Annotated in this window: 15 protein-coding genes and 1 riboswitch; of the genes, 2 read left to right on the top strand and 13 right to left on the bottom strand. The window is 63.8% G+C overall.

The window, feature by feature from the left end; genetic code table 11:
• Positions 1-49: 49 nt before the first annotated feature.
• The 13 genes from QZW03_RS10315 to QZW03_RS10255 form a co-directional block, all read right to left on the bottom strand.
• On the bottom strand, positions 50-724 hold the full coding sequence (locus QZW03_RS10315) for an Mpv17/PMP22 family protein (RefSeq protein WP_296509919.1): 675 nt from the start codon (positions 722-724) through the stop codon (positions 50-52).
• Entirely contained in the window at positions 721-1,707 is a 987-nt protein-coding gene (locus QZW03_RS10310; RefSeq protein ID WP_296509918.1) for an MYG1 family protein, read from the bottom strand. The genes QZW03_RS10315 and QZW03_RS10310 overlap by 4 nt, the downstream gene beginning before the upstream one ends.
• 17 nt (positions 1,708-1,724) lie before the next feature.
• Complete coding sequence (gene otnI, locus QZW03_RS10305; protein ID WP_296509917.1) at positions 1,725-2,537, bottom strand: 2-oxo-tetronate isomerase; 813 nt, start codon at positions 2,535-2,537, stop codon at positions 1,725-1,727.
• Positions 2,538-2,545: 8 nt separating this feature from the next.
• Entirely contained in the window at positions 2,546-5,635 is a 3,090-nt protein-coding gene (locus QZW03_RS10300) for an efflux RND transporter permease subunit (RefSeq protein ID WP_296509916.1), read from the bottom strand.
• On the bottom strand, positions 5,632-6,897 hold the full coding sequence (locus tag QZW03_RS10295) for an efflux RND transporter periplasmic adaptor subunit (RefSeq protein WP_296509915.1): 1,266 nt from the start codon (positions 6,895-6,897) through the stop codon (positions 5,632-5,634). The genes QZW03_RS10300 and QZW03_RS10295 overlap by 4 nt, the downstream gene beginning before the upstream one ends.
• 246 nt (positions 6,898-7,143) lie before the next feature.
• On the bottom strand, positions 7,144-8,952 hold the full coding sequence (gene atzF / locus QZW03_RS10290) for an allophanate hydrolase (protein WP_296509914.1): 1,809 nt from the start codon (positions 8,950-8,952) through the stop codon (positions 7,144-7,146).
• Complete coding sequence (gene uca / locus QZW03_RS10285; RefSeq protein ID WP_296509913.1) at positions 8,949-12,560, bottom strand: urea carboxylase; 3,612 nt, start codon at positions 12,558-12,560, stop codon at positions 8,949-8,951. The genes atzF and uca overlap by 4 nt, the downstream gene beginning before the upstream one ends.
• Before the next feature lie 139 nt (positions 12,561-12,699).
• On the bottom strand, positions 12,700-13,353 hold the full coding sequence (locus QZW03_RS10280; protein WP_296509912.1) for an urea amidolyase associated protein UAAP2: 654 nt from the start codon (positions 13,351-13,353) through the stop codon (positions 12,700-12,702).
• Entirely contained in the window at positions 13,350-14,084 is a 735-nt protein-coding gene (locus tag QZW03_RS10275; RefSeq protein WP_296509911.1) for an urea amidolyase associated protein UAAP1, read from the bottom strand. Before QZW03_RS10275 ends, QZW03_RS10280 begins: the two co-directional genes overlap by 4 nt.
• Entirely contained in the window at positions 14,081-14,911 is an 831-nt protein-coding gene (locus QZW03_RS10270; RefSeq protein ID WP_296510079.1) for an ABC transporter ATP-binding protein, read from the bottom strand. The genes QZW03_RS10275 and QZW03_RS10270 overlap by 4 nt, the downstream gene beginning before the upstream one ends.
• Before the next feature lie 8 nt (positions 14,912-14,919).
• Positions 14,920-15,699 carry an ABC transporter permease gene (locus QZW03_RS10265; RefSeq protein ID WP_296509910.1) on the bottom strand — a complete coding sequence of 260 codons (780 nt, stop codon included), beginning with the start codon at positions 15,697-15,699 and terminating at the stop codon, positions 14,920-14,922.
• A 10-nt stretch (positions 15,700-15,709) separates the two neighbouring features.
• A complete protein-coding gene (locus QZW03_RS10260; protein ID WP_296509909.1) occupies positions 15,710-16,717 on the bottom strand; it encodes an ABC transporter substrate-binding protein in 1,008 nt (335 codons plus the stop codon).
• Positions 16,718-16,772: 55 nt separating this feature from the next.
• Positions 16,773-16,890, bottom strand: a riboswitch (guanidine-I (ykkC/yxkD leader).
• 100 nt (positions 16,891-16,990) lie between these two features.
• A complete protein-coding gene (locus QZW03_RS10255; RefSeq protein WP_296509908.1) occupies positions 16,991-17,932 on the bottom strand; it encodes a DMT family transporter in 942 nt (313 codons plus the stop codon).
• Positions 17,933-18,026: 94 nt separating this feature from the next.
• Here QZW03_RS10255 and QZW03_RS10250 point away from each other — a divergent pair, with 94 nt between their 5' ends.
• Positions 18,027-18,824, top strand: a complete 798-nt coding sequence (locus tag QZW03_RS10250; RefSeq protein ID WP_296509907.1) for a helix-turn-helix transcriptional regulator — start codon at positions 18,027-18,029, stop codon at positions 18,822-18,824.
• 104 nt (positions 18,825-18,928) lie between these two features.
• Positions 18,929-19,981 carry a sulfate ABC transporter substrate-binding protein gene (locus QZW03_RS10245; RefSeq protein ID WP_296509906.1) on the top strand — a complete coding sequence of 351 codons (1,053 nt, stop codon included), beginning with the start codon at positions 18,929-18,931 and terminating at the stop codon, positions 19,979-19,981.
• The last annotated feature ends 46 nt before the right edge of the window (positions 19,982-20,027 follow it).

Below are 20,027 nucleotides of genomic sequence, written 5' to 3'. Positions count from 1 at the left end.
CAACTAGCCCACGTGGAATATGAGCAAGCAGCTATATTTTTTATAGCAATCAGCCTTTGCGAACGAACTTGAAAATCAGAATCCAGAACACCAGAATGAGCGAAGCCACCGGGAACTGCAACTCGGTGGGCATGAAGTAAATCACCATCACACCGGGTATCCAGACGCACCACATGGCAATCAGCACCGGCAGGTACTGGTGCGCCAGAAAATCGGCAGAAAACAAATGCCGCAGTGTCTTGCGGGTGAAACCGCCCTCGCGCCAGGCAAACAGGGCAACGATCACAAAGTTAGACACCGGCGAATACACAAACTGGTCAAACAGCATCTTTTTGACCAGGGTGAGTGCATCGCTCTGCTCGCCAAACAGATGCACCTGCACGCCGTACAGCACATCCACCGTGAGGCCAATGCTGCCGAACACCAGCCCGGCGTAGAGCACATCGCGGGTGGTCTTGCGGGTCCAGGTCTGGCGGCCCAGCGCCACGCTCAAGCCCTCGGGCACCAGCACGGCAAACACCACGTAAGACACAAACGCAAACGCGAGGCCCCACGCCTCTTTGACATCGCCCCAACGGGCCAGACCCTGCTGGAACGCCGGCGCGGTGGCGTAGGCCAGCAGCAGCACGGCCAGCCCGCACCAGAGCAACACGCCGGGCAGCGCATTGGCGCGGATAGCTGCGCGGACTTGTTGCAGTGCGGAAGGTGGCTGCAGAGCCGTCATGCGGCAGCAGCGTCCGCCAGCGCCAACTCAGCCATCTTCACCGCGCCGTCAAAGCTGCGGGCTCCACCGATAAACAGGTTCAGGTGGCAAAAAACGCTGTCAACCACGCCGTTCACCGCGGCCAACTCACCATCGCGCAGGCCAGCCCAAGTTGCCGGCAAGTCCAGACGGGCGGTGAACGAACCGGCTTCGACCGGCACGGTCTTGATTTGGTACTGGTCGCCGTCCGAGTCGGGGTAAATCACAAACATGACCTCGGGCATTTCATTCACGACCACATGCGTCCAGGGCATGCCGCCCTCTTGTAAATGAAGCACACGCCCCTCCAGCAGGCGCGGCGCCTGGCGCACGGTATTCATGGCGCGGATTTGCGCCACTTTTTTGCCGATGGCGTGGTCCAGAAACTTGCGGGTAATGGCAATCGCCTCGCGGAAGCGGGTTTCCAGCAACTGGGCCTTGGCCGCGTGGTCCAAGCCTTTTTCTTCGAGCCAGTGGGTGTTGAGCTGGGCGATCAGGCTGGAGAGCCCGAAGATGCCGGGCGACACATCGCCCTGCCCGGTGTCCACAATGTCGAGGTACTGCACCAGCGAGTGGTCGATGGAGCGCACGATTTGCTCCACCGCAGCGGCGTCGAGCGCGTGGCCACCGGCCGCGGCCCATGCCTGCACATACGCGGTGCCGTGGGCAGACCACACCAGGCCGGCGCTGGCATAGCCCACGCCGGGCACGGTGGCACCATCCACCTCGGTAGCCGGGCGGGCACCGTCGAAGCCGCGCTGATGGTGGTCGAACCGGCCGCGCGCGGCATCCCACACGCCACCGACATCGACCGCAAAGTCAGCGGCCTCAATCAACTCTTGCTTGCGGGTGCGCACCAGGGTGTGGGCAGGGAACACGCCCATCAAAATGCCCACGCCAAATACATCGTCGGCGTGGAAGGTGCCACTGTGGGTGGCGATTACGGTGGAGGAGGTTTCAGTCATCCATCGATTTTAGGGACTTACCCTGATCGACGTGGCAGCCAGCCCAAGCCCTCGCGGGTGGCGCCGGCAACCGTGCCACGCTGCGGCCGGTACTCGCAGCCCACCCAGCCATCCCAGCCGCACTGCGCGGAGACTTCGTCAATCACGCCAAACAGGTAGGCGTAGTTCAGCTCCCCCACGTCGGGCTCATGCCGGCCGGGGACGCCCGCAATCTGAATATGGCCGACCCGGCCGGTGGGCAGATACGCGCGGAGCTTGGTGGCGACATCGCCCTCCATGACCTGACAGTGGTACAGGTCAAACTGCACTTGCAGGTTGGGCGCGCCCACCGCCTGCACAAGCGCATGGGCCTGCGCCTGGGTTTGCAACAGGTAGCCCGGAAAGTCGCGGGTGTTGATGGGCTCGATCAGCACCGTGCACCCCACCACTGCCGCCTGCCGGGCAGCCCAAGCGAGGTTGGACTCGTAGACCGCTTGGCATGCTGCGGCGTCTGCACCGGGCGGCAACACACCGGCCAGCACATGAATGCGGGGGCAGTCGAGTGCGTGGGCATAGTCCAGCGCGCGGGCAAAGCCCTCGCGGAACTCGGCCTCCCGCCCGGGCAGCGCGGCAATGCCGCGCTCGCCACAAGCCCAGTCACCGGGGGGTGCGTTCATCAAGACCTGCTGCAAGCCATGCGCCTGCAACCGGCTCGCTATATCGGCCGCAGCGTAGTCATACGGAAACAGAAACTCGACTGCGGTGAACCCGTCTTGTGCCGCTGCGGCAAAGCGGTCCAGAAAGGCGTGCTCGTTGTAGAGCAGCGAGAGGTTGGCAGCAAAGCGCGGCATGGTGTGGCTTACACCTCGACCTGCGCAGCCTCGGGCGTGACGATAGGGCCCGTGCCGCTAAACCGCTCCAGCATCAGGTAGAGCACCGGCGTGATGAACAGGGTGATGGCCTGCGAGAAGATCAGCCCGCCCACCACGGCCAATCCCAGGGGCTGACGCAGCTCTGCACCGGCGCCGATACCCAGCGCAATCGGCAGGGCGCCCATGAGTGCGGCCAGCGTGGTCATCATGATGGGGCGGAAACGCAAGATACACGCCTCGCGGATCGCCTCGGCCGGTGTCATGCCCATATGGCGCTGCGCATCGAGGGCGAAGTCAATCATCATGATCGCGTTCTTCTTCACGATACCGATGAGCAGCACCAGGCCGATGGTGGCGATCAGCGTCAGGTCCTGTCCGAAAAACATGAGCGTGGCCAGTGCACCGGTGGCGGCCGATGGCAGACCGGCCAGGATGGTGATGGGGTGGATATAGCTCTCGTACAGCACCCCCAGCAACACATAAATCACCAGCAGCGCCGCAACGATCAGGATCGCCTGGCTGCCTTGCGAGTTTTTGAAGACGGCAGCATCGCCACCGTAGCTGCTGATGATGGAGCTTGGCATCTGGATGGCCTCGCGGGCAGCATCGATCCGCGCGGTGGCGTCTCCCAAGGCAGCCCCGGGCGCCAGGTTGAACGACACCGTGACCGCTTGCAATTGGCCCACGTGGTTGATGGAGGTCGGGCCTACCGAACGCTCCACCGTGGTGAAGCTGCTCAGGGGCACCAGAGCACCAGTGCTGGAGCGGACATAAATGCCGTTAATGGCAGACTCGTCCTGCTTGGCCTCGGGGGCCACCTCCATGATGACCTGGTAGCTATCGGTCGGCAGGTAAATGGTGGAGACCTGGCGCTCGCCGAAGGCACTGAACAGGGCGGTGCGGATGCTGTCCACCGACACGCCCAGAGAGTTGGCACGGTCACGGTCGATCTTGAGTTGCGCCTGCAAACCACGCAGCTGGGAGTCGCTGGTCACGTCGCGGAACACCGGGTCCGTGCGCAGCTTTTCCTGCAGCTTTTGGGCCCAGGTGCTGAGCTCGTCGGCCCGGATACTTTGCAGGATGTACTGGTACTGCGCCTTGCTCTGGCGGCCGCCCAGCTGCAAGTTCTGGGTGGGGCGCATGAACACGTTGATGCCGGCCACGCCACGCAACTTCTTTCGCAGGCCTTCCACCACTTTTTTCATGGGCTCGCGTTCGGACTGGGGCTTGAGTGTCACAAACATGCGGCCGGTGTTCTGCGCGCCATTGCCGCCATTGAACGAGCTCACCATGGCCACGTTCGGGTCTTTGCGGATGATTTCAGCGGCACGCTCTTGCAAGGCCACCATGGCGGTGAATGAGGTGTCTTCTGCGGCCTCGGTCGTGACCTGGATCTGGCCGATGTCTTCTTCCGGGAAGAAGCCCTTGGGAATCACTTGCAGTAGCCACGCGGTAGCCACAAAGGTAGAGAGCGCAATCGCCAAAATCACCCAGCGGTGCGCGAGCGCCAGATCCAGCATGCGGGTGTAGCCGGCCAAGGTGGCGTTGAAGGCGCGCTCGAAACTGCGCACCACCACACCGGGGCGCTTCATGTGCGCTTCGTCTTTCAAGAAGCGGCTGGCCAGCATGGGCACCAGGGTCAGCGACACAAATGCAGACACCACAATCGATAAGCCCACCACCACGGCAAACTCGTGGAACAACAGGCCGATCACGCCGGGCATGAAGAAGATGGGAATGAACACCGCAATCAACGACACCGAAATCGAGATGATGGTGAAGCCGACTTCACGCGCACCGCGCAAGGCGGCCTGAAACGCGTTCTCGCCTTTTTCCACGTGGCGGATGATGTTCTCCAGCACCACGATGGCGTCGTCCACTACCAGCCCCACCGCCAAGGTCAGCCCGAGCAGTGAGATGTTGTCGAGGCTGTAGTTCAGGCCCCACAGCAAGGCCACTGCCCCCATGAGGGACACCGGCAATGAAAGTGCAGGAATCACGGTGGCCACAAAGCGGCGCAAAAACAAGAAGATGACCAGCACGACCAGAACAATAGTCCCAGCCAGAGTCAGGGTCACATCGTGCAAAGCCTCGCGCACGGACAAGGAGCGGTCGTTCACCGGCGTGAGCTTGACGGAGGCCGGCATCTGGGACTGCAAGGCCGGCAGGGCAGCGCGGATAGAGTCGACCACTTGCACCGTATTGGCACCCGGCTGGCGTTGCACCGCCAAGGTGATGGAAGGTTCGCCGTTCAGGGTGGCCCAGCTTTTGAGCGTTTCCAGACTGTCTTCCACGACAGCGACATCGCGCAGACGCACCGGGTTGCCGCCTTTTGTGCTGACAATCAAGGCTGCAAACTCTTCTGCCGAGCGCAGTTGCTTGTTGGCCTGCAGCACCAAGGTTTGCTTGGGTCCCTCCAAGGTGCCCACAGGCGTGTTCACGTTGGCGGCTCGCAGGGCGGCACTGATTTCGTCCAGCCCGATGTTGCGGGCGACCAGCGCCTGTGGCTGCACCCGCACCCGCACCGCGTAGCGCTTGGACCCGAACACGTTGACCTGCGCCACCCCGTTCACGGTCGAGAGCGTGGGCACGATCAGGTGCTCTGCATAGTCTTGCAGCTCCGCCGGCGACAAAGAGGGGGATTGCAGCGCCACCAGCAACACCGGTGCGTCCGCAGGGTTCACCTTGCGATACGACGGCGGGTTGGTCATGTCGCTGGGCAATGCGCGCTGGGCGCGCAGCAAGGCGGCCTGCACGTCTACCGCAGCGGCGTCGATGTTGCGGGACTCCTCAAACTCCAGGGTCAGCGAGGTGCTGCCGAGTGTGCTGGTGGAGCTGATCGTTTTCAGTCCCGGCACAGTCTGGAACTGCTTTTCGAGCGGCAGCGCCACTGCGGTGGCCATGGTCTCCGGGCTGGCACCAGCCAGCGAGGCGGAGACGTTGATCACCGGCGTGTCATAACTCGGCAATGCGGCCACCGGAATGCTGCGAAACCCAATCACCCCCGCCATGACGATGGCAAGGTTGAGCAGCACCGTCATCACCGGACGGCGGATGAAATGTTCAGAGATGTTCATGGTGTGGCGGGCTTGGCTGCGTCACTGGCGGCGGGCTTGTTATCCGAGGCCTTGGATTCTGAGGGTTTAGCGTCCCCGTCTTTCTGCTTGCCTTTGCCCTCTGGGCTTTCTTTGGCACGCTCCACCACCGGCACGTTAGGCCGCAGGTTTTGTTTGCCGTCCAGCACCACAGAGTCTCCGGCTTTGATGCCCGTTACAGCCGCCTCTCCCGCTTCGGAATACACCAGCTTGACGGGTTTGAGCACCGCTTTGCCGTCTTCGACCACATACACGATGGTGCCGCGCGCACCTTGCACGATGGAGGCCACAGGAATCACCACCGCATCGGGAAGGCTGGCAATGGTCTGCTGCACTTCAGCAAAGGCACCCGGCCAGAGCTTGTTGTCCGGATTGGCAAACACAGCTTTAGCCCTCACCGCGCCCGAACTCGCATCGACCGCACTGTCCACAAACTGCAATTTGCCCTTGTAGCTGCCGCCGCCGTCAGCCAGGGTGGCTTTCACCGATGCACCTTCTTTCAAGGCCGACAAAGCGTCGCCAAGGTTGCGCTGCGGAATGCTGAACTGAATGCCCACCGGGTCCAGCTGGGTGATGGTGACCAAGCTTGTCACATTGACCTGCACCGCGCTACCGACAAACACATTGACCGCGCCCGCCCGACCGGACGCCGGTGCGACGATGCGGGAATACGACAAGGCCACCTTGGCGGCATCGAGCGCCGCCTGGTCAGCGACGACCGTCGCATTCACGCTGTCGACCAGGGCCTGCGCAGTATCCACGGAGCCCTGCGAGATGAAATTTTGCGCAAACAGCTGCTTTGCACGCTCAAACTGGCGCTTGGCATCCACCAGCGACACATTGTCTTTGGCCAGTTGCGCCGCTGCTTTGGCCACATTGGCCTCATCGGTGCGCGCATCCAGGGTGAAGAGCAGTTGCCCGGCTTTGACGAACTGGCCTTCTTTGAAATGCACGCTTTTGATGGTGCTGTTCATTTGGGTTCGGACATCCACCACGTTGAGCGGCACCACCGTACCGCTCGCCTTGAGGGTGACGTTGAGGTCTTTCTTTTGCGCCTTCACCGTGCTCACCGAGGCGGGCCCGCCAGCCGGGGCGCTGGCTGCACCGCTGGCCGGTGTGGCCGCCGGGCTGGCAGCGCCCGATGCGGCGGCCGCCGGTGCGGTGTCCGTCTTGCCGGAGCAACCCAGGATGAATAAGGGCAAGGCTGAGCAAGCCAGCGCGACTTTGGCACGATAAAGGTTCATGGGCGGGGCAAGGACAGGTGGCAAAAAGGGGCAGGACGGGCATCACAAACGCATGCGTTCGGCTCTCATTTTTGATGATAGGCCGCGCCAACGTAAATTGACTATGTCAATTCCGACTGCTGTGCAAAGCATCTGTAAAGTTGTCGGACTTGAGAGGTCGGACGAGTCTACCGGCCTGCCGTGGCAGAACCAAGACAGGAATTCCCTTGCCTGCCTTGTCCTGCCACTCTACGCCACACCGCGCGATTAACGTACCTTGGATTGCAGGTAGGCGCGCCAGCTCCCAAAGTGGCTGATGTCCTGCGCGCCCTCCAGCCCTGCTGGCTCGCAGATAAAGCCCGGCACCTGGCTGCCATCGGCCAGCACGGTGCGGCCAATCCCTAAAGGCGCCGGAATGCCGGCCACAAAACTGCCGAATTCGCGTACTGGCATCTCCCATACCTCGACCTCAATCGCCACGCCGCTTTGGGGCACACGGGCCAAACCGGGGCGTTTGCCGTCCGGCAACGCGACCAGGCGGTAGTCCGGGCTGGTGGTGGTGCGCTGCACCAAGCGGGCGCCGCGGCTGGTGAGCTGGCTGTTCAGGGGCTGCCCTTCCAGATGTGCGCCGCACACCGCCACCTGCACCTGCCCGCTGGGCACAGCCTGCACAGGTGCCATGGGGACGGCGGTGTGGCCGGTAGCCCCCAGGGTTGCCGCCTTGCCCTGCAAGGCGTGTTGCCAGCGTTGTGCGAGGTGCAGCAGCGGCTGGTCCTGAAAGGCCGGGGCCACAAAGGTCACGCCACACGGCATGCCGTCGGGCCGGAAGCCCATGGGCACCGCAATAGCGGAGTAGTCCAACAGATTGACGAAGTTGGTGTAATAACCGAAGTCGCTATTGCGGGCGATGGGCTCGGCCAGCATGGTCTCGATGGTGTGGATGGTCGGGGACGTGGGCAGCAGCATGCAGTCGATGCCACTCCACACCGCGTGGCAGCGCTGGGCCAGCGCACGCAAGCGGTACTGCGCCGCGAACGCGTCGGCCGCCAGCGGCTTGGCACCGCCCAAAGTGATTTCGCGGGTGACCGGAAACACCGCCTCCGGCTTCGCATCGATAAACGCGCGAATGGCTTGGTAACGCTCGGCGACCCACGGGCCTTCGTAGAGCAAACGGGCGGTTTCTTGAAACGGGGCAAAGTCGATTTCCACGAGCTCGGCACCTAGCGACAGGGCGCGGGCACGGGCCTCTTCAAACACCTGGGCGTAGCCAGCGTCGCCAAAGAACTGCAATTGGTCGGCGCGGGGCACTCCCACGCGCCAGCGGGCTGCACGCCCGAAGTCAAATCCATGAGCAGGTGTGGCGCGAGAGTAGGCGTCTTGCGGGTCCGGGGCATGGGCCACGGCGAACACTTGCTGCGCGTCATCTGCCGTGAGCGCGAAGATGGACACCACATCCAGCGTGCGGCAGGCCGGCACTACACCATGGGTGGACAGCAGCCCCAGACTGGGCTTGAGCCCCACCAAATGGTTAAAGCCCGCGGGCACCCGGCCGGAGCCTGCGGTATCCGTGCCCAGCGAAAAGCTCACCTGCCCCAGAGCGACCGACACCGCCGAGCCTGCGCTGGAGCCGCCGGACACGAAATCGGGGTTGTAGGAGTTCCGGCACGCGCCATAGGGCGAGCGGGTGCCGTTCAGGCCGGTGGCAAATTGGTCCAGATTGGTCTTGCCGATGGCAATGGCCCCCGCATCCAGCAGCCGCTGCACCACGGTGGCACTCTGCTCCGGGGTGTAGGCGTAGTCGGGGCAGCCGGCGGTGGTGGGCACGCCGGCCAGGTCGATGTTGTCCTTGATGGCAAAGGGAATGCCCCAGAGCGGCAGCCCCTCGGGGCCGCGCGCCATCAATGCGCTGGCGCGCGCGCGCAGTGTGTCGATGTCGATGCGGTGGATCCAGGCGTGGTGGCTGTCGTCAGCAATGGCAGCCACTACCTGCTCCACCACTTGCAAGGGGGTGAGCATGCCGTCGCGGTAGGCCTGCTGCAGGCTCGCAATGCTCAGGGACAGGGGGGTGGCTTTCATGCGGTTTCTCCTTGAATCACAACAACGTTTTGTCCGGCGCCCACGGCCTGCCCTTCGCGGCACAGCAGCTGGAGCACCCGCCCGGCACAGGGGGCCGACACGGCAAATTCCATCTTCATAGACTCCACGATCAGCAGGGGCTCGCCCTCGCTCACCGTGGCACCCTCGGCCACCAGCAGCTTCCAGACGCTGCCGGGCACCGCCGTGGTGGCCGCCCGTGCGCCCGCAGGCAGGGCCTCGGCGCTGCCGGTGGTGTCGGCGGCTTCGGGCTCGCCCACGTATTCGGCCTGGCCCGCTTCGCGCCAGCGTTCGCGCTCTTCTTCAAACGCCTGGCCTTGCACCTGGCGGAAGTTGGCAATGTCGGTGGCATGCGTGTCCAGAAAGTGCTGGTAGTCGCGCAGGCGGAAGGTGCCCTCCTCCACCCGCAACGGGTAGCGCCCGGCGGGAAAGTCGCGGCGGATGCGCAGCAGCTCCTCCTCGCCCACGGGGTAGAAGCGAATCTGGTCGAAAAAGCGCAGCAGCCAGGGCTTGCCCGCCTCAAAGGCGGGGGCGCCGCTGGTGGCGTCGCGCCAGCGGTTCCACATTTGCAGGGTGCGGCCCACAAACTGATAGCCTCCGGGGCCTTCCATACCGTAGACACACATGTAGGCGCCGCCTATGCCCACGGCATTTTCCGGCGTCCAGGTGCGGGCGGGGTTGTATTTGGTGGTGACCAAGCGGTGCCGCGGGTCCAGCGGCGTGGCCACCGGCGCGCCCAGATACACATCGCCCAGCCCCATGACGAGATAGCGCGCCTCGAACACGATGCGCTGCACCTCTTCAATGCTTTGCAGCCCGTTGATGCGGCGGATGAACTCGATGTTGCTCGGGCACCAGGGTGCGTCCGGCCGCACCGACTGCATGTACTTCTCGATGGCCAGGCGGGTGGCGCTGTCGTCCCAGGAGAGCGGCAGGTACACCGTACGCGAGGGCACCGCGATGTCGGCGGTGTCGCCCAAGGCGTCGTCTGCTATAAAAATTGCAGCTATCAGCGCAGGTAATTCGAGGGCTAGAGGCTCAAAATGCACTTGAAGCGAGCGGATGCCCGGCGTCAGGTCCACGATGCCCGGCAGGTTCTGGCTTTGCAGGGCTTGCATGAGCGCGTGCACCCGCATGCGCAGGGCAATGTCCAGCACCGCGTCACCCAGCTCCACCAGCACATAGCGGTCGCCCGCCTGGCGCAGCACAAGCGCCGGGCGGTCGCCTTGGGCTGCGCGCTGGGCCAGCACGGGTGAGCCGACCGCCGCAGTGCGCAGGGGCAGCGCCGGTGGGGCGTAAGCGAGCTGCTGCACCCGGGCGACGTGGGCCGCGTGCAGGGTGGCTGCCTCGTCCGCCGTCACACAGCGAAAGCGCACCGTGTCGCCGGGGCGCAGCTGCCCCATCTTCCAGCGCTCGCTGGCCAGCAGCACCGCAGGGCACACAAAGCCCCCGAGGCTGGGGCCGTCGGGCCCGAGGATGACGGGCATATCGCCGGTGAAGTCGATGGCGCCTATGGCATAGGCGTTGTCGTGAATGTTGGAGGGGTGCAAACCCGCCTCGCCGCCATCGCGGCGCGCCCATTGGGGCTTGGGGCCGATCAGGCGCACGCCGGTGCGGCTGGAGTTGTAGTGCACCTCCCAGTCGGTGGCGAAGAACATGTCTACATCGCCATCGGTGAAGAAGTCGGGCGCGCCGTGCGGGCCGTAGAGCACCGCAATGTCCCACTGCGCGCCATAGGCGGGCACCACCTCGGGCGGCAGACTGGTCAGTGCGTCTGCGACAACGTCTGCGCCAACGTGCAGCATGTCGCCCGCGCGCAGGGTGCGCCCCGCATGACCACCGAATTGGCCCAGCGTGAAGGTGGAGCGGCTGCCCAGGTACAGCGGCACATCAAAGCCACCACGCACGGCCAAGTAGCTGCGGGCGCCCGCGCCCTGCACGGCGCCCAGGCTGAGCACACTGCCTGCGCGGATGGTGTGGGTCTGCCAGAGCGGCAAAGGCAGGCCGTCCACCGCCAAGGCCATGGGCGCGCCACACACTGCCACCACCGTGTCGGCATGAAAGCGCAGGCGCGGGCCGCTGAGCGTGCACTCCAGCGCGGCCGTGCCGGGCGCGTTGCCCACCAGCCGGTTGGCCAAGCCCATGGCCAAATCGTCCATGGGGCCGCTGGGCGGCACACCTACCGCCCAGTAACCGGTGCGTCCGGGGTGGTCTTGCAGGGTGGTTTGCACGCCGGGCTCCAGCACTTCCAGCGCTTGCGGCTGGTAGTGCAGCTCGCCCAGGCTGCGGGTGACCATACGGCCTTCCACAAACACCGGGTCGGCAGCCACTGCGCGCAGGTAGCGCAGGTTGGTTTCAATACCGCCGAGGCGGGTGGCAGCCAGCGCGGCCTGCAGCTTGGCCACCGCGTCGGCCCGGTCGGTGCCGGTGACGATGAGCTTGGCGATCATGGGGTCGTAGTTGGGCGGCACGTCGCTGCCGGTGGCGACCCAAGTTTCAACTCTAGCGTCGTCAGGAAACACGACCTCCGTCAAGCCGCCCGCGCAGGGCTGGAAGTTACGGGCCGGGTCTTCGGCATAGAGGCGGACCTGGATAGACGCGCCTTGCGGCGCTGGCACGTCCAGCGCGAACTGGTCGCCCCGCGCCAGGCGCAACATCCAGCCCACGAGGTCGACACCAAACACCTGCTCGGTGACCCCGTGCTCCACCTGCAGGCGGGTGTTGACCTCCAGAAAGTAGAAGGCGCCGGTGTCGGCGTCCAGCACGTATTCCACCGTACCGGCAGAGCGGTAGTTAACCGCACGGGCCAAGCGAACGGCGGTGGCTTGCAGGGCTTGGCGGGTGGCGTCGCTCAGGCCGGGGGCGGGGGTTTCTTCCACCACTTTCTGGTTGCGCCGCTGGGCCGAGCAATCGCGCTCCCCCAGCGCCACCACCGTGCCTTGGCCGTCGCCGAAGAGCTGCACCTCGATATGGCGGGCGCGCTCGACAAACTTCTCTAAAAACAAGCCTGCGTCTTTGAAGTTGGCCGTCGCCAGGCGTTGTACCGCTTCAAACGCAGGGCCCATCTCGGCCTCGCTGCGGATCAGGCGCATGCCGATACCGCCGCCGCCCGCCGTGCTTTTGAGCATGACGGGGTAGCCGATGCGTGCGGCCTCGGCCAGCGCTTGTGCCACATCGGCCAGCAAGCCGCTGCCGGGCAAAAGCGGCACGCCCTGGGCCTCGGCCAAGGCACGGGCGGTGTGCTTGAGGCCGAAGGCCCGCATCTGCGCCGGGGTGGGGCCGATGAAGGCAATGCCTGCGTCTTCGCAGGCCTGGGCAAAATCAGGGTTTTCGGACAAGAAGCCGTAGCCGGGGTGGATGGCCCCTGCCCCGGTAGCGCGGGCGACCTCCAAAATGCGCTGCATATTCAGGTAGCTCTGGGCCGCCGGTGCGGGACCGATGCACACGGCCTCGTCGGCCTGGGCCACGTGCAGGGAGTCGGCATCGGCTTCGGAATACACCGCCACCGAGCGCAAGCCCAGCGCCCGGAGGCTGCGGATCACACGGCAGGCGATGGCGCCGCGGTTGGCAATCAAAACGGTATCAAACATGAGGAAGTTCCCCGGTGGCGGGCCGTCCCGCCGGTTGGTGTACACACCACGAGTCGTCCCGTGGCAGGTGGGACTTAGGCATGAAATCGCCTTCCAGCCCTCGTTTAATATGCGCAAACAGCTATGAATTCAATAGCAATCAGTTCCAGACCAGCAGGCGGATGGGCGTGGGGTTGTAGCCGTTGCAGGGGTTGTTGAGCTGCGGGCAGTTGGAGATGAGCACCACCACATCCATCTCGGCCTTCATCTCCACATACTTGCCCGCACCCGAGATGCCATCGGCAAAGCTCAGGTGGCCTTCGGGGGTGACTGGCACGTTCATGAAGAAGTTGATGTTGGGCGCAATGTCGCGTTTGCCCAGGCCCAGCAAGCCCGCCTCGCGGTGGTGACACAAGGCGAACATGAAGCTGTCGCGGCAGCTGTGCATGGGCCGCTTGTCCAAGGCGTAGCGCACGGTGTTGCTTTCGCTGGAGCAGGCGCCGCCCAGGGTGTCGTGGCGGCCGCAGGTGTCGGCGGTAATGGTGAGCATGACCCGACCTGCGTTGGAATACAGCTTGGAGCCCAGCCCGAGGTAGAGCTGGCCGTTGCGGGCCAGGGTGTCGGCCGCGCTGTAGCGCTCCTGGCCGTCCGCGGCGCTGTAAAACAAAGTGTCTACGGCCTGGTTGCCTTCGAGGTCGAGGATGCGGAAGGTTTGGCCCGCACGCACGGTGCCCATCCACGGGTCACCGGCCAGGCAGGTCTGGTCCAGCACGGCGTGTGCCGGGTCGAGGGGGCTTTTCAGCAAGGCGCTCATGCTGCGACTCCGCAATAACGTTCGGTGTTGGTGAAGGCGCGGCCGTTCTGCGCGCAGCGGGTGCGGCAGGCGTCGTCTGCGGCCACGGGGGGGGCGCGGTAGGCGCTTAAGCGCACGTCGGCCGGGGCATAGACCGGGTTGGCGTCCAGCGGGTGCGGCGCGCTGCTCAGCACGACCAAGGTGTCCATCTCAAAACGCAGGTCCACCGTGCTGCCCGCCGCACTGTGGCCGGGCACGTGGCGCAGCGCACCGGCGTCATCGGTCACCACTTTGCTGAAGAAGTTGATGCAGGGCACCAGATCGCGCACGCCCAGGCCCCACTTGGCCAGCTCGATGAGCAGGTTGTCGCGCCCGTTGCGGTGCATGGCGTTGCGGTGCTGCTGGTAGTGCTTCTCGCCAAAACGGGCTTGCACCATGGCCGCGTCGCTCACGCCGCACCAGGTGTCGTGCCAGCCCAGGCTGTCGGCGGTGATGGAGCACAGCACGCGGCCCATGTCGGACTGGCAGACGTAGCCTGCCGCCAGGTAGGCGGTGTGCTGCGACTTCAGGGTGTCGGGCATGTTGTAACGCTCCAGCGGCTGCTCGGCATTGAAGAACAGAGCCGACACATTGGCGCCGCCTTGGAGGTCGGTCAGTCGCAGGGCGGTGCCCCGGCGCAGGCGGCCGGACCAGTGGTTACCGCCGGGCAGGTGTTCTTCCCACAACAGCGATTCAGAGAGAGGGGTCGTCATACAGGGCTTCCTTCTTCGACAGCGCCGCTCAGGCGCTGGAGTTGGTCAAGGTCGGTCTTCATGCCGGAGGTCTCGCGGATACGGTCCAGCAGCTGGCGCTTGAGTCGGGTGAACTCGGGCGCGAGTTTCATGTCCTGCGTCCGCTGCGCCGGCAGGGGTACGTCGTAGATGGAGTCAATGCGGCCGGGGCGCGGCGCCATGAGCACCACGCGGTGGCCGAGGTAAATGGCTTCCTCCACGTCATGGGTCACAAACACGATCGTGGTGCGCTCCAGGCGGTGCACATACAAGATCAGGTCGTGCATGACCTCGCGGGTCTGGGCGTCCAGTGCGCCGAAGGGCTCGTCCATCAGCAGCATGTCGGGCCGGCCCATCAGCGCACGGGCAATCGCCACGCGCTGCTGCATGCCGCCGGAGAGCTGGTTCGGGTAGGCCTTGGCCGAGGCGGTCAGGCCCATCAAGCGCAAAAGCGCATCCGCACGGCCGGAGGCGGCTTCTACATCCGCACTGCTGCGCTCTGCGGTGTGGGCGCTGAGCTGCCGGCAAAAGCGGATGTTGTCTTCCACCCGCAACCAGGGGTAGAGGCTGTAGTGCTGGAACACCATGGCGCGGTCCTGGCCGGGGCCGGTGACCGGTTTGCCATTGACCAGCACGTCACCCGCGCTGTGGGTTTCCAGCCCAGCAAGCGTGCGCAACAGGGTGGACTTGCCGCAGCCCGAGGCGCCGACCAGCGTCACGAACTCGTTGTCGGCAATGCCCAGGTTCACATCCTGCAGGGCGGTGGTGGTGCCAAAGGTCTTGAAGACGTTCTTGCATTCAATTTTCATCATAGGGTTCACCGTGTGTGCATCCAAGGGAAGGCCTTGCGGTGCAGCAGGCGGAACAGCTGGTCGATGGCCAAGCCGATGAAGCCGATCAGCAGAATGCCGGCAAAGATCTTGTCGGTTTGCAAGAAGCGCTGGGCTTTCAAAATGGCAAAGCCCAGACCCGAATTAGCCGCCACCAGCTCCGCCACCACCAGGTAGGTCCAGGCCCAGCCCATGGTGACGCGCAAGGTGTCCAACAGCGCAGGTTTGGCCGACGGGAAGATGACTTTTTCCACTACCTCGCTCCGGGTAGCGCCCATAGTCTGGGCGGCTTCGATCTGCGCCATCGGCACACGGCGCACGTCTTCCGCCACCATAAGCACCATCTGAAAAAAGGTGCCGATGAAAATAATGGCCACCTTGGCGCCCTCGTCGATGCCCACCCACAGCATGACCAGCGGAATAAAGGCCACCGCCGGCATGTAGCGGATGAAGTCGGTCAAGGGCTCCAGCAGGGCTTGCACCGCCCGCCAGCTGCCGATGAACAATCCCAGCGGCACGGCAATCAAGGCCGACAAGGCCCAACCGGCAACAACCCGCATGGTGCTGATGAGCGCATCGCCCAAGAGGTCGTCTTCCGTGGCCCAGGAGACGATGCGCAGCAGCACCTTCTCCGGGCCGGGCAAGAAGACCGGGCTCACTCCACCGAACAGACTGAGCAGGCCCCAGGCAATCAGGGGCAGCACCAGCCCGCACAGTGCCAGCAAGCCATAGGTGCGGCGAGGGATCGCCAACCGGATGGACCACATGGCAGGCTCCTTACTTGAGGGCTTCTTGCAGCAGGCTGCCGTCCAGCCCCTTTGCAGCGTCAGGCTTGCCTTCGATGAGCTTGTGTTCGGTCAGGAAGGCGGCGATGGTGGGCGCCGTAGCGGCCAGAGACTGGGGCTGCTTGGCGTCAAACGCAGCCGTGTTGGCAGCGGCATCAAAGAACTTGGTGCCGGGCATGAACACCGCGTATTCCTCGGGCGACATGCTCACCACCTTGGCCATGATTTTGGCGGCCTCGGCGGGTTGCTCGCGGATGAACTTTTCGGTGTCAAACCAGGCTTTGATCATGCCGACCAGGTCTTTGCGCTTGGCCTTGATAGCTTTCTCTTGTGCCACCAGCAAGTCGGGCACCAGGCCGGGCATGTCTTTGGAGGTGAACAGAGGCTTTCCCTTGCCGCTCTTCTCGATCTGGTTCACCCACGGGTTCCAGAGCACTGCCGCATCGACCTTGCCGCTGATGAAGGCCGCTGCCGCATCGCCGGCAGACAAATTGACGATCTTCACGTCACTGAGCTTCATGCTGTTTTTGGCGAGCGCCGTGGCCAGCACAAAGTGGGAAATGCTGAACTGCTCCAGCGCCACTTTTTTGCCCTTGAGTTGGGCAAACGAGGTGATCTTGGGGCCGACCATCAGGGCGTCGTTACCGGCAGAGTTGTCGTTGACCAAAATGGTCTTCAGGGGTAGGCCTTTGGCCAAGGGGCCCAGGGTGTCCGACCAGGTCTGGGAGTTGGCGTCCAGCTGGCCGGAAGACAAGGCGGAAATGGAGTCGGTGTAGTTGGCAAACCAGACGAGCTTGACGTCGGCCCCGTGCTTTTTGAAGAAGCCTTTTTGTTCAGCCACATACCAGGCGACCCAGCCCGGCCAGTCAGAGACACCGACCTTGACTTCGGCTACCGCGGGTGCGGAAAAGCTGAGGGCTGCGGCACCGGCCAGTGCCACACAGGTACCGGCCACACTGCGCCGGAACGCACGGGAGATCGAAAGGAGAGAAAAAGACATCGCGAGACTCCAGGTTGTTGAACAAATGCGGGAGACCACTTCAATCCTGAAGTGAACCTCCCGGGCTTTTGTCCCGCCGTGGAGCCCGCAGTGGTGAAAGCCACTACCGGCCGGCTGCTCTCGGACCAGACATTGCCCTGTGAGAGGCAACCGGAACCCTAGCGTCCATTGTGAAGAAGCAAACCGAAGTGGCTGCCCCGCGTGTACAGCTATGCAAGTGTTATGCCAGCCTGATTTGCACCATAGCTGTGCAAATCAGGCTGGCACGGGGGCTCAGGCCGCGTTGCCGCTGGCCTGCCTTTTGAAGGCTTGCCCCAACCAAGGGCCCGCGCTCACCAGAACGATGCCGATCAGCACCGGAATAGCCCCGACCAGAAAACCCGCCTCAATGGGCTCGTCCAGCAGCCAGGCACCAAACACCATGCCGAACAAAGGTGTCATGAATGAAAAGACGCCCAGGCGCGACGCCAGGTAGTGGCGCAGCAACCAGAACCACGCCAGGAAACTGGCAAACGAGACCACCACCGCATGGAAGGCCAAGCTGGCCCACACTTGCGGCGTGAAGTTCACATGGGCCTGCCCGCTCGCCCAGGAGGCGACCAGCAGCACACCGAAGGCCATGACCAACTGGTACTGCAGCGTTTTAGACGGCTGGGCGGTGGCCAGGCTGGAGCAGCGCACCACCACCGTGGTTGCCGCCCACGATACGGCTGCCAACACGCCCAGAAAGTCGCCCCACAGCGTGCTGGCCTGCTCTGCCGCACCCGCGCCATGGCCCCGCCCCAAAAATGTCATGGCAATGCCGGCAAAGGCAATGGCAATACCGCTCCACTGCAGCGCACTCAGGCGCTCCGCCGGAATGCGCCAATGCAAACCCAGCGCTGCAAAAATGGGCGCGGTGTACAAAAACACCACCATGTGCGAGGCGCTGGTGTGACGCAAGCCCTCGGCCACGAGTAAAAACTCGGTGGCAAAAAACACCCCCACCGCGATGCCGGGCACCAACGTGCCGTCGCGCAGCGACATCGACTCTCCGCGCCACCACATCACCAAGCCCACCAGCAAGGCGGCCACGCCGGAGCGCAAGGCAATTTGCATCACCGGGGCAATGTCTGCCGCCGTGGCCTTGAGCACCACTTGTTGCATGCCCCAGGTGGCACACAAGACCATCATCAACAAGACAGCTGAGCCGTCCACCGCTTTGCGCGTATCCATAGCACTCCGATCCGATTGAAGCCCCGATTATTCAACTGACGGCTTTCCTTGATATAGTGAAAAACAGACAAGCCATACGCCATAGCAGACACCCATGCCCATCTTGCGTCCGAAACTGGAAGTCCCCCTCTCCAGCCCCAGCCTTCCGGCCCCGGTGATGTTCCGTAGCGCCTATGTGCCGGACCACGGCCTGTACCCGGAGCACCAGCATGCATGGGGCGAATTTGTGTATTCGTTCAGCGGGGTGATGGAGGTCAAGGTAGCCGGTCACCACTACATGGCGCCACCGCAATACGGCATCTGGCTACCGCCCCACCTGGAACATGTGGGGCTGAACCGCAAAGCCGCCCACCACTGCTCTCTGTATGTCTCTACCCCGCTGTGCCCGCCCTTGCCGACCGAGCCCTGCGCGCTCACGGTGAGCCCGCTGGTGCGGGCCCTGCTGGAGCATTTGCGCCTGCAGCCAGCCGGCATTCCTTCGGCCGGTGCTGAAACCCGGCTGCTGCGGGTGCTGCTGGACCAGCTCGCCACGGCGCCACGGGCCGGGAGCTACCTGCCCGGCTCGGACGACCCGGCGCTGGGCGCGGTATTAGGTCTGCTGGAAGTGCACCCCGGTGATAACCGCTCTCTACCCGAATTGGCCGCAGCCACCCACACTACGGAGCGCACCCTGATGCGCCGCTGCCAGCGGGACCTGGGGATGACTTTTGCCGAGTGGCGCCAGCGCCTGCGAGTGGTGCGCGCCATGCCGCTCCTGGAGGCCGGGCAAACGGTGGAGACGATCGCACTGGACCTTGGGTACGGCAGTGCGTCCGCCTTCATCACCATGTTCAAGAAGATGACCGGCAGCACCCCGGACGAGCTGCGCCGAGGCATCGCACCTCAACCCTAAGGATGTTTTAGTTATTTAGAACCAAGAATTCGGTATTTCCAGCTTTAACGAACAGCTTCCAGAATCTCCCTTATCGCACTAACGCGTTGATTTCTGGAGTTGATATGCCCTTTGCATCTATAGCCACCGCACCCCGTAACGCCGCCCTCTCCCGCCGCGGCTTCGGTACGCTGGTACTCGCTGGCGCGTTGGCCGCCGCTACCGGCCAGGCCTTTGCGCAACAAAACATCACCCTGCTCAATGTGTCGTACGACCCGACCCGCGAGCTGTATGTGGAATTCAACGCCGCGTTTGCCAAGTACTGGAAAGCTAAAACCGGCCAGACGGTGACCGTCAAGCAGAGCCACGGCGGCTCGGGCAAGCAGGCCCGCTCAGTGATCGACGGGCTGGACGCTGACGTAGTGACCCTGGCTTTGGCAGGCGACACCGACGCCATCGCCAAGAACGGCGGCTGGATCAACGCCGACTGGCAAAAGCGCTTGCCGCTCAACGCATCGCCCTACACCTCCACCATCGTGCTGGCAGTACGCGCGGGCAACCCCAAAGCCATTAAAGACTGGGACGACCTGATCCGCCCCGATCTGAAAGTCATCACCGCCAACCCCAAAACCAGCGGTGGCGCCCGCTGGAACTACCTGGCCGCCTGGGAGTTTGCCAAGCGCAAGTTCGGCAGCGATGCCCAGGCCAAAGAGTTCGTCGCCAAGCTGTACGGCAACGTGCCGGTTCTGGACACCGGTGCGCGCGGCTCCACCATCACCTTTGCCCAGCGCAACCAGGGCGACGTGCTGATTGCGTGGGAAAACGAAGCCTATTTGCTGGAAAAAGAGTTCGGCAGCAAGTTTGATGTGGTGGTACCCAGCCTATCCATCCTGGCAGAGCCTGCGGTGTCGGTGGTCGACAAGAACGTGGACAAAAAAGGCACCCGTGCGGTGGCAGAGGAATACCTGAAGTACCTGTACAGCGAAGAAGGCCAGGACCTTGCGGGCAAACACTTCTACCGCCCCGCCGTCTCCACCCAAGCACAGGCCAAATACGCCAAGCAGTTCCCCAGGATCAAGCTGTTCACCATCGACCAGGCCTTCGGCGGCTGGGACAAGGCCGACAAAGCCCACTTTGCCGACGGTGCCAGCTTTGACCAGATCTACGTAAAAAAGTAGTCAAATAGGCCGCTAGCCCATATGGAATATGAGCGAGCGGCTCCTA

Origin of the sequence: Rhodoferax sp., assembly GCF_013297935.1 — a bacterium.
In the GTDB taxonomy this organism is placed as follows: Bacteria; Pseudomonadota; Gammaproteobacteria; order Burkholderiales; family Burkholderiaceae_C; genus Allorhodoferax.
This window is presented reverse-complemented; position numbering and strand designations above follow the sequence as displayed.

Excerpts from the sequence above, each read along its gene's own strand:
- QZW03_RS10315 (WP_296509919.1), bottom strand. The coding sequence starts at position 724 with ATGACGGCTCTGCAGCCACCTTCCGCACTGCAACAAGTCCGCGCAGCT.
- QZW03_RS10310 (WP_296509918.1), bottom strand. The coding sequence starts at position 1,707 with ATGACTGAAACCTCCTCCACCGTAATCGCCACCCACAGTGGCACCTTC.
- otnI (WP_296509917.1), bottom strand. The coding sequence starts at position 2,537 with ATGCCGCGCTTTGCTGCCAACCTCTCGCTGCTCTACAACGAGCACGCC.
- QZW03_RS10300 (WP_296509916.1), bottom strand. The coding sequence starts at position 5,635 with ATGAACATCTCTGAACATTTCATCCGCCGTCCGGTGATGACGGTGCTG.
- QZW03_RS10295 (WP_296509915.1), bottom strand. The coding sequence starts at position 6,897 with ATGAACCTTTATCGTGCCAAAGTCGCGCTGGCTTGCTCAGCCTTGCCC.
- atzF (WP_296509914.1), bottom strand. The coding sequence starts at position 8,952 with ATGAAAGCCACCCCCCTGTCCCTGAGCATTGCGAGCCTGCAGCAGGCC.
- uca (WP_296509913.1), bottom strand. The coding sequence starts at position 12,560 with ATGTTTGATACCGTTTTGATTGCCAACCGCGGCGCCATCGCCTGCCGT.
- QZW03_RS10280 (WP_296509912.1), bottom strand. The coding sequence starts at position 13,353 with ATGAGCGCCTTGCTGAAAAGCCCCCTCGACCCGGCACACGCCGTGCTG.
- QZW03_RS10275 (WP_296509911.1), bottom strand. The coding sequence starts at position 14,084 with ATGACGACCCCTCTCTCTGAATCGCTGTTGTGGGAAGAACACCTGCCC.
- QZW03_RS10270 (WP_296510079.1), bottom strand. The coding sequence starts at position 14,911 with ATGAAAATTGAATGCAAGAACGTCTTCAAGACCTTTGGCACCACCACC.
- QZW03_RS10265 (WP_296509910.1), bottom strand. The coding sequence starts at position 15,699 with ATGTGGTCCATCCGGTTGGCGATCCCTCGCCGCACCTATGGCTTGCTG.
- QZW03_RS10260 (WP_296509909.1), bottom strand. The coding sequence starts at position 16,717 with ATGTCTTTTTCTCTCCTTTCGATCTCCCGTGCGTTCCGGCGCAGTGTG.
- QZW03_RS10255 (WP_296509908.1), bottom strand. The coding sequence starts at position 17,932 with ATGGATACGCGCAAAGCGGTGGACGGCTCAGCTGTCTTGTTGATGATG.
- QZW03_RS10250 (WP_296509907.1), top strand. The coding sequence starts at position 18,027 with ATGCCCATCTTGCGTCCGAAACTGGAAGTCCCCCTCTCCAGCCCCAGC.
- QZW03_RS10245 (WP_296509906.1), top strand. The coding sequence starts at position 18,929 with ATGCCCTTTGCATCTATAGCCACCGCACCCCGTAACGCCGCCCTCTCC.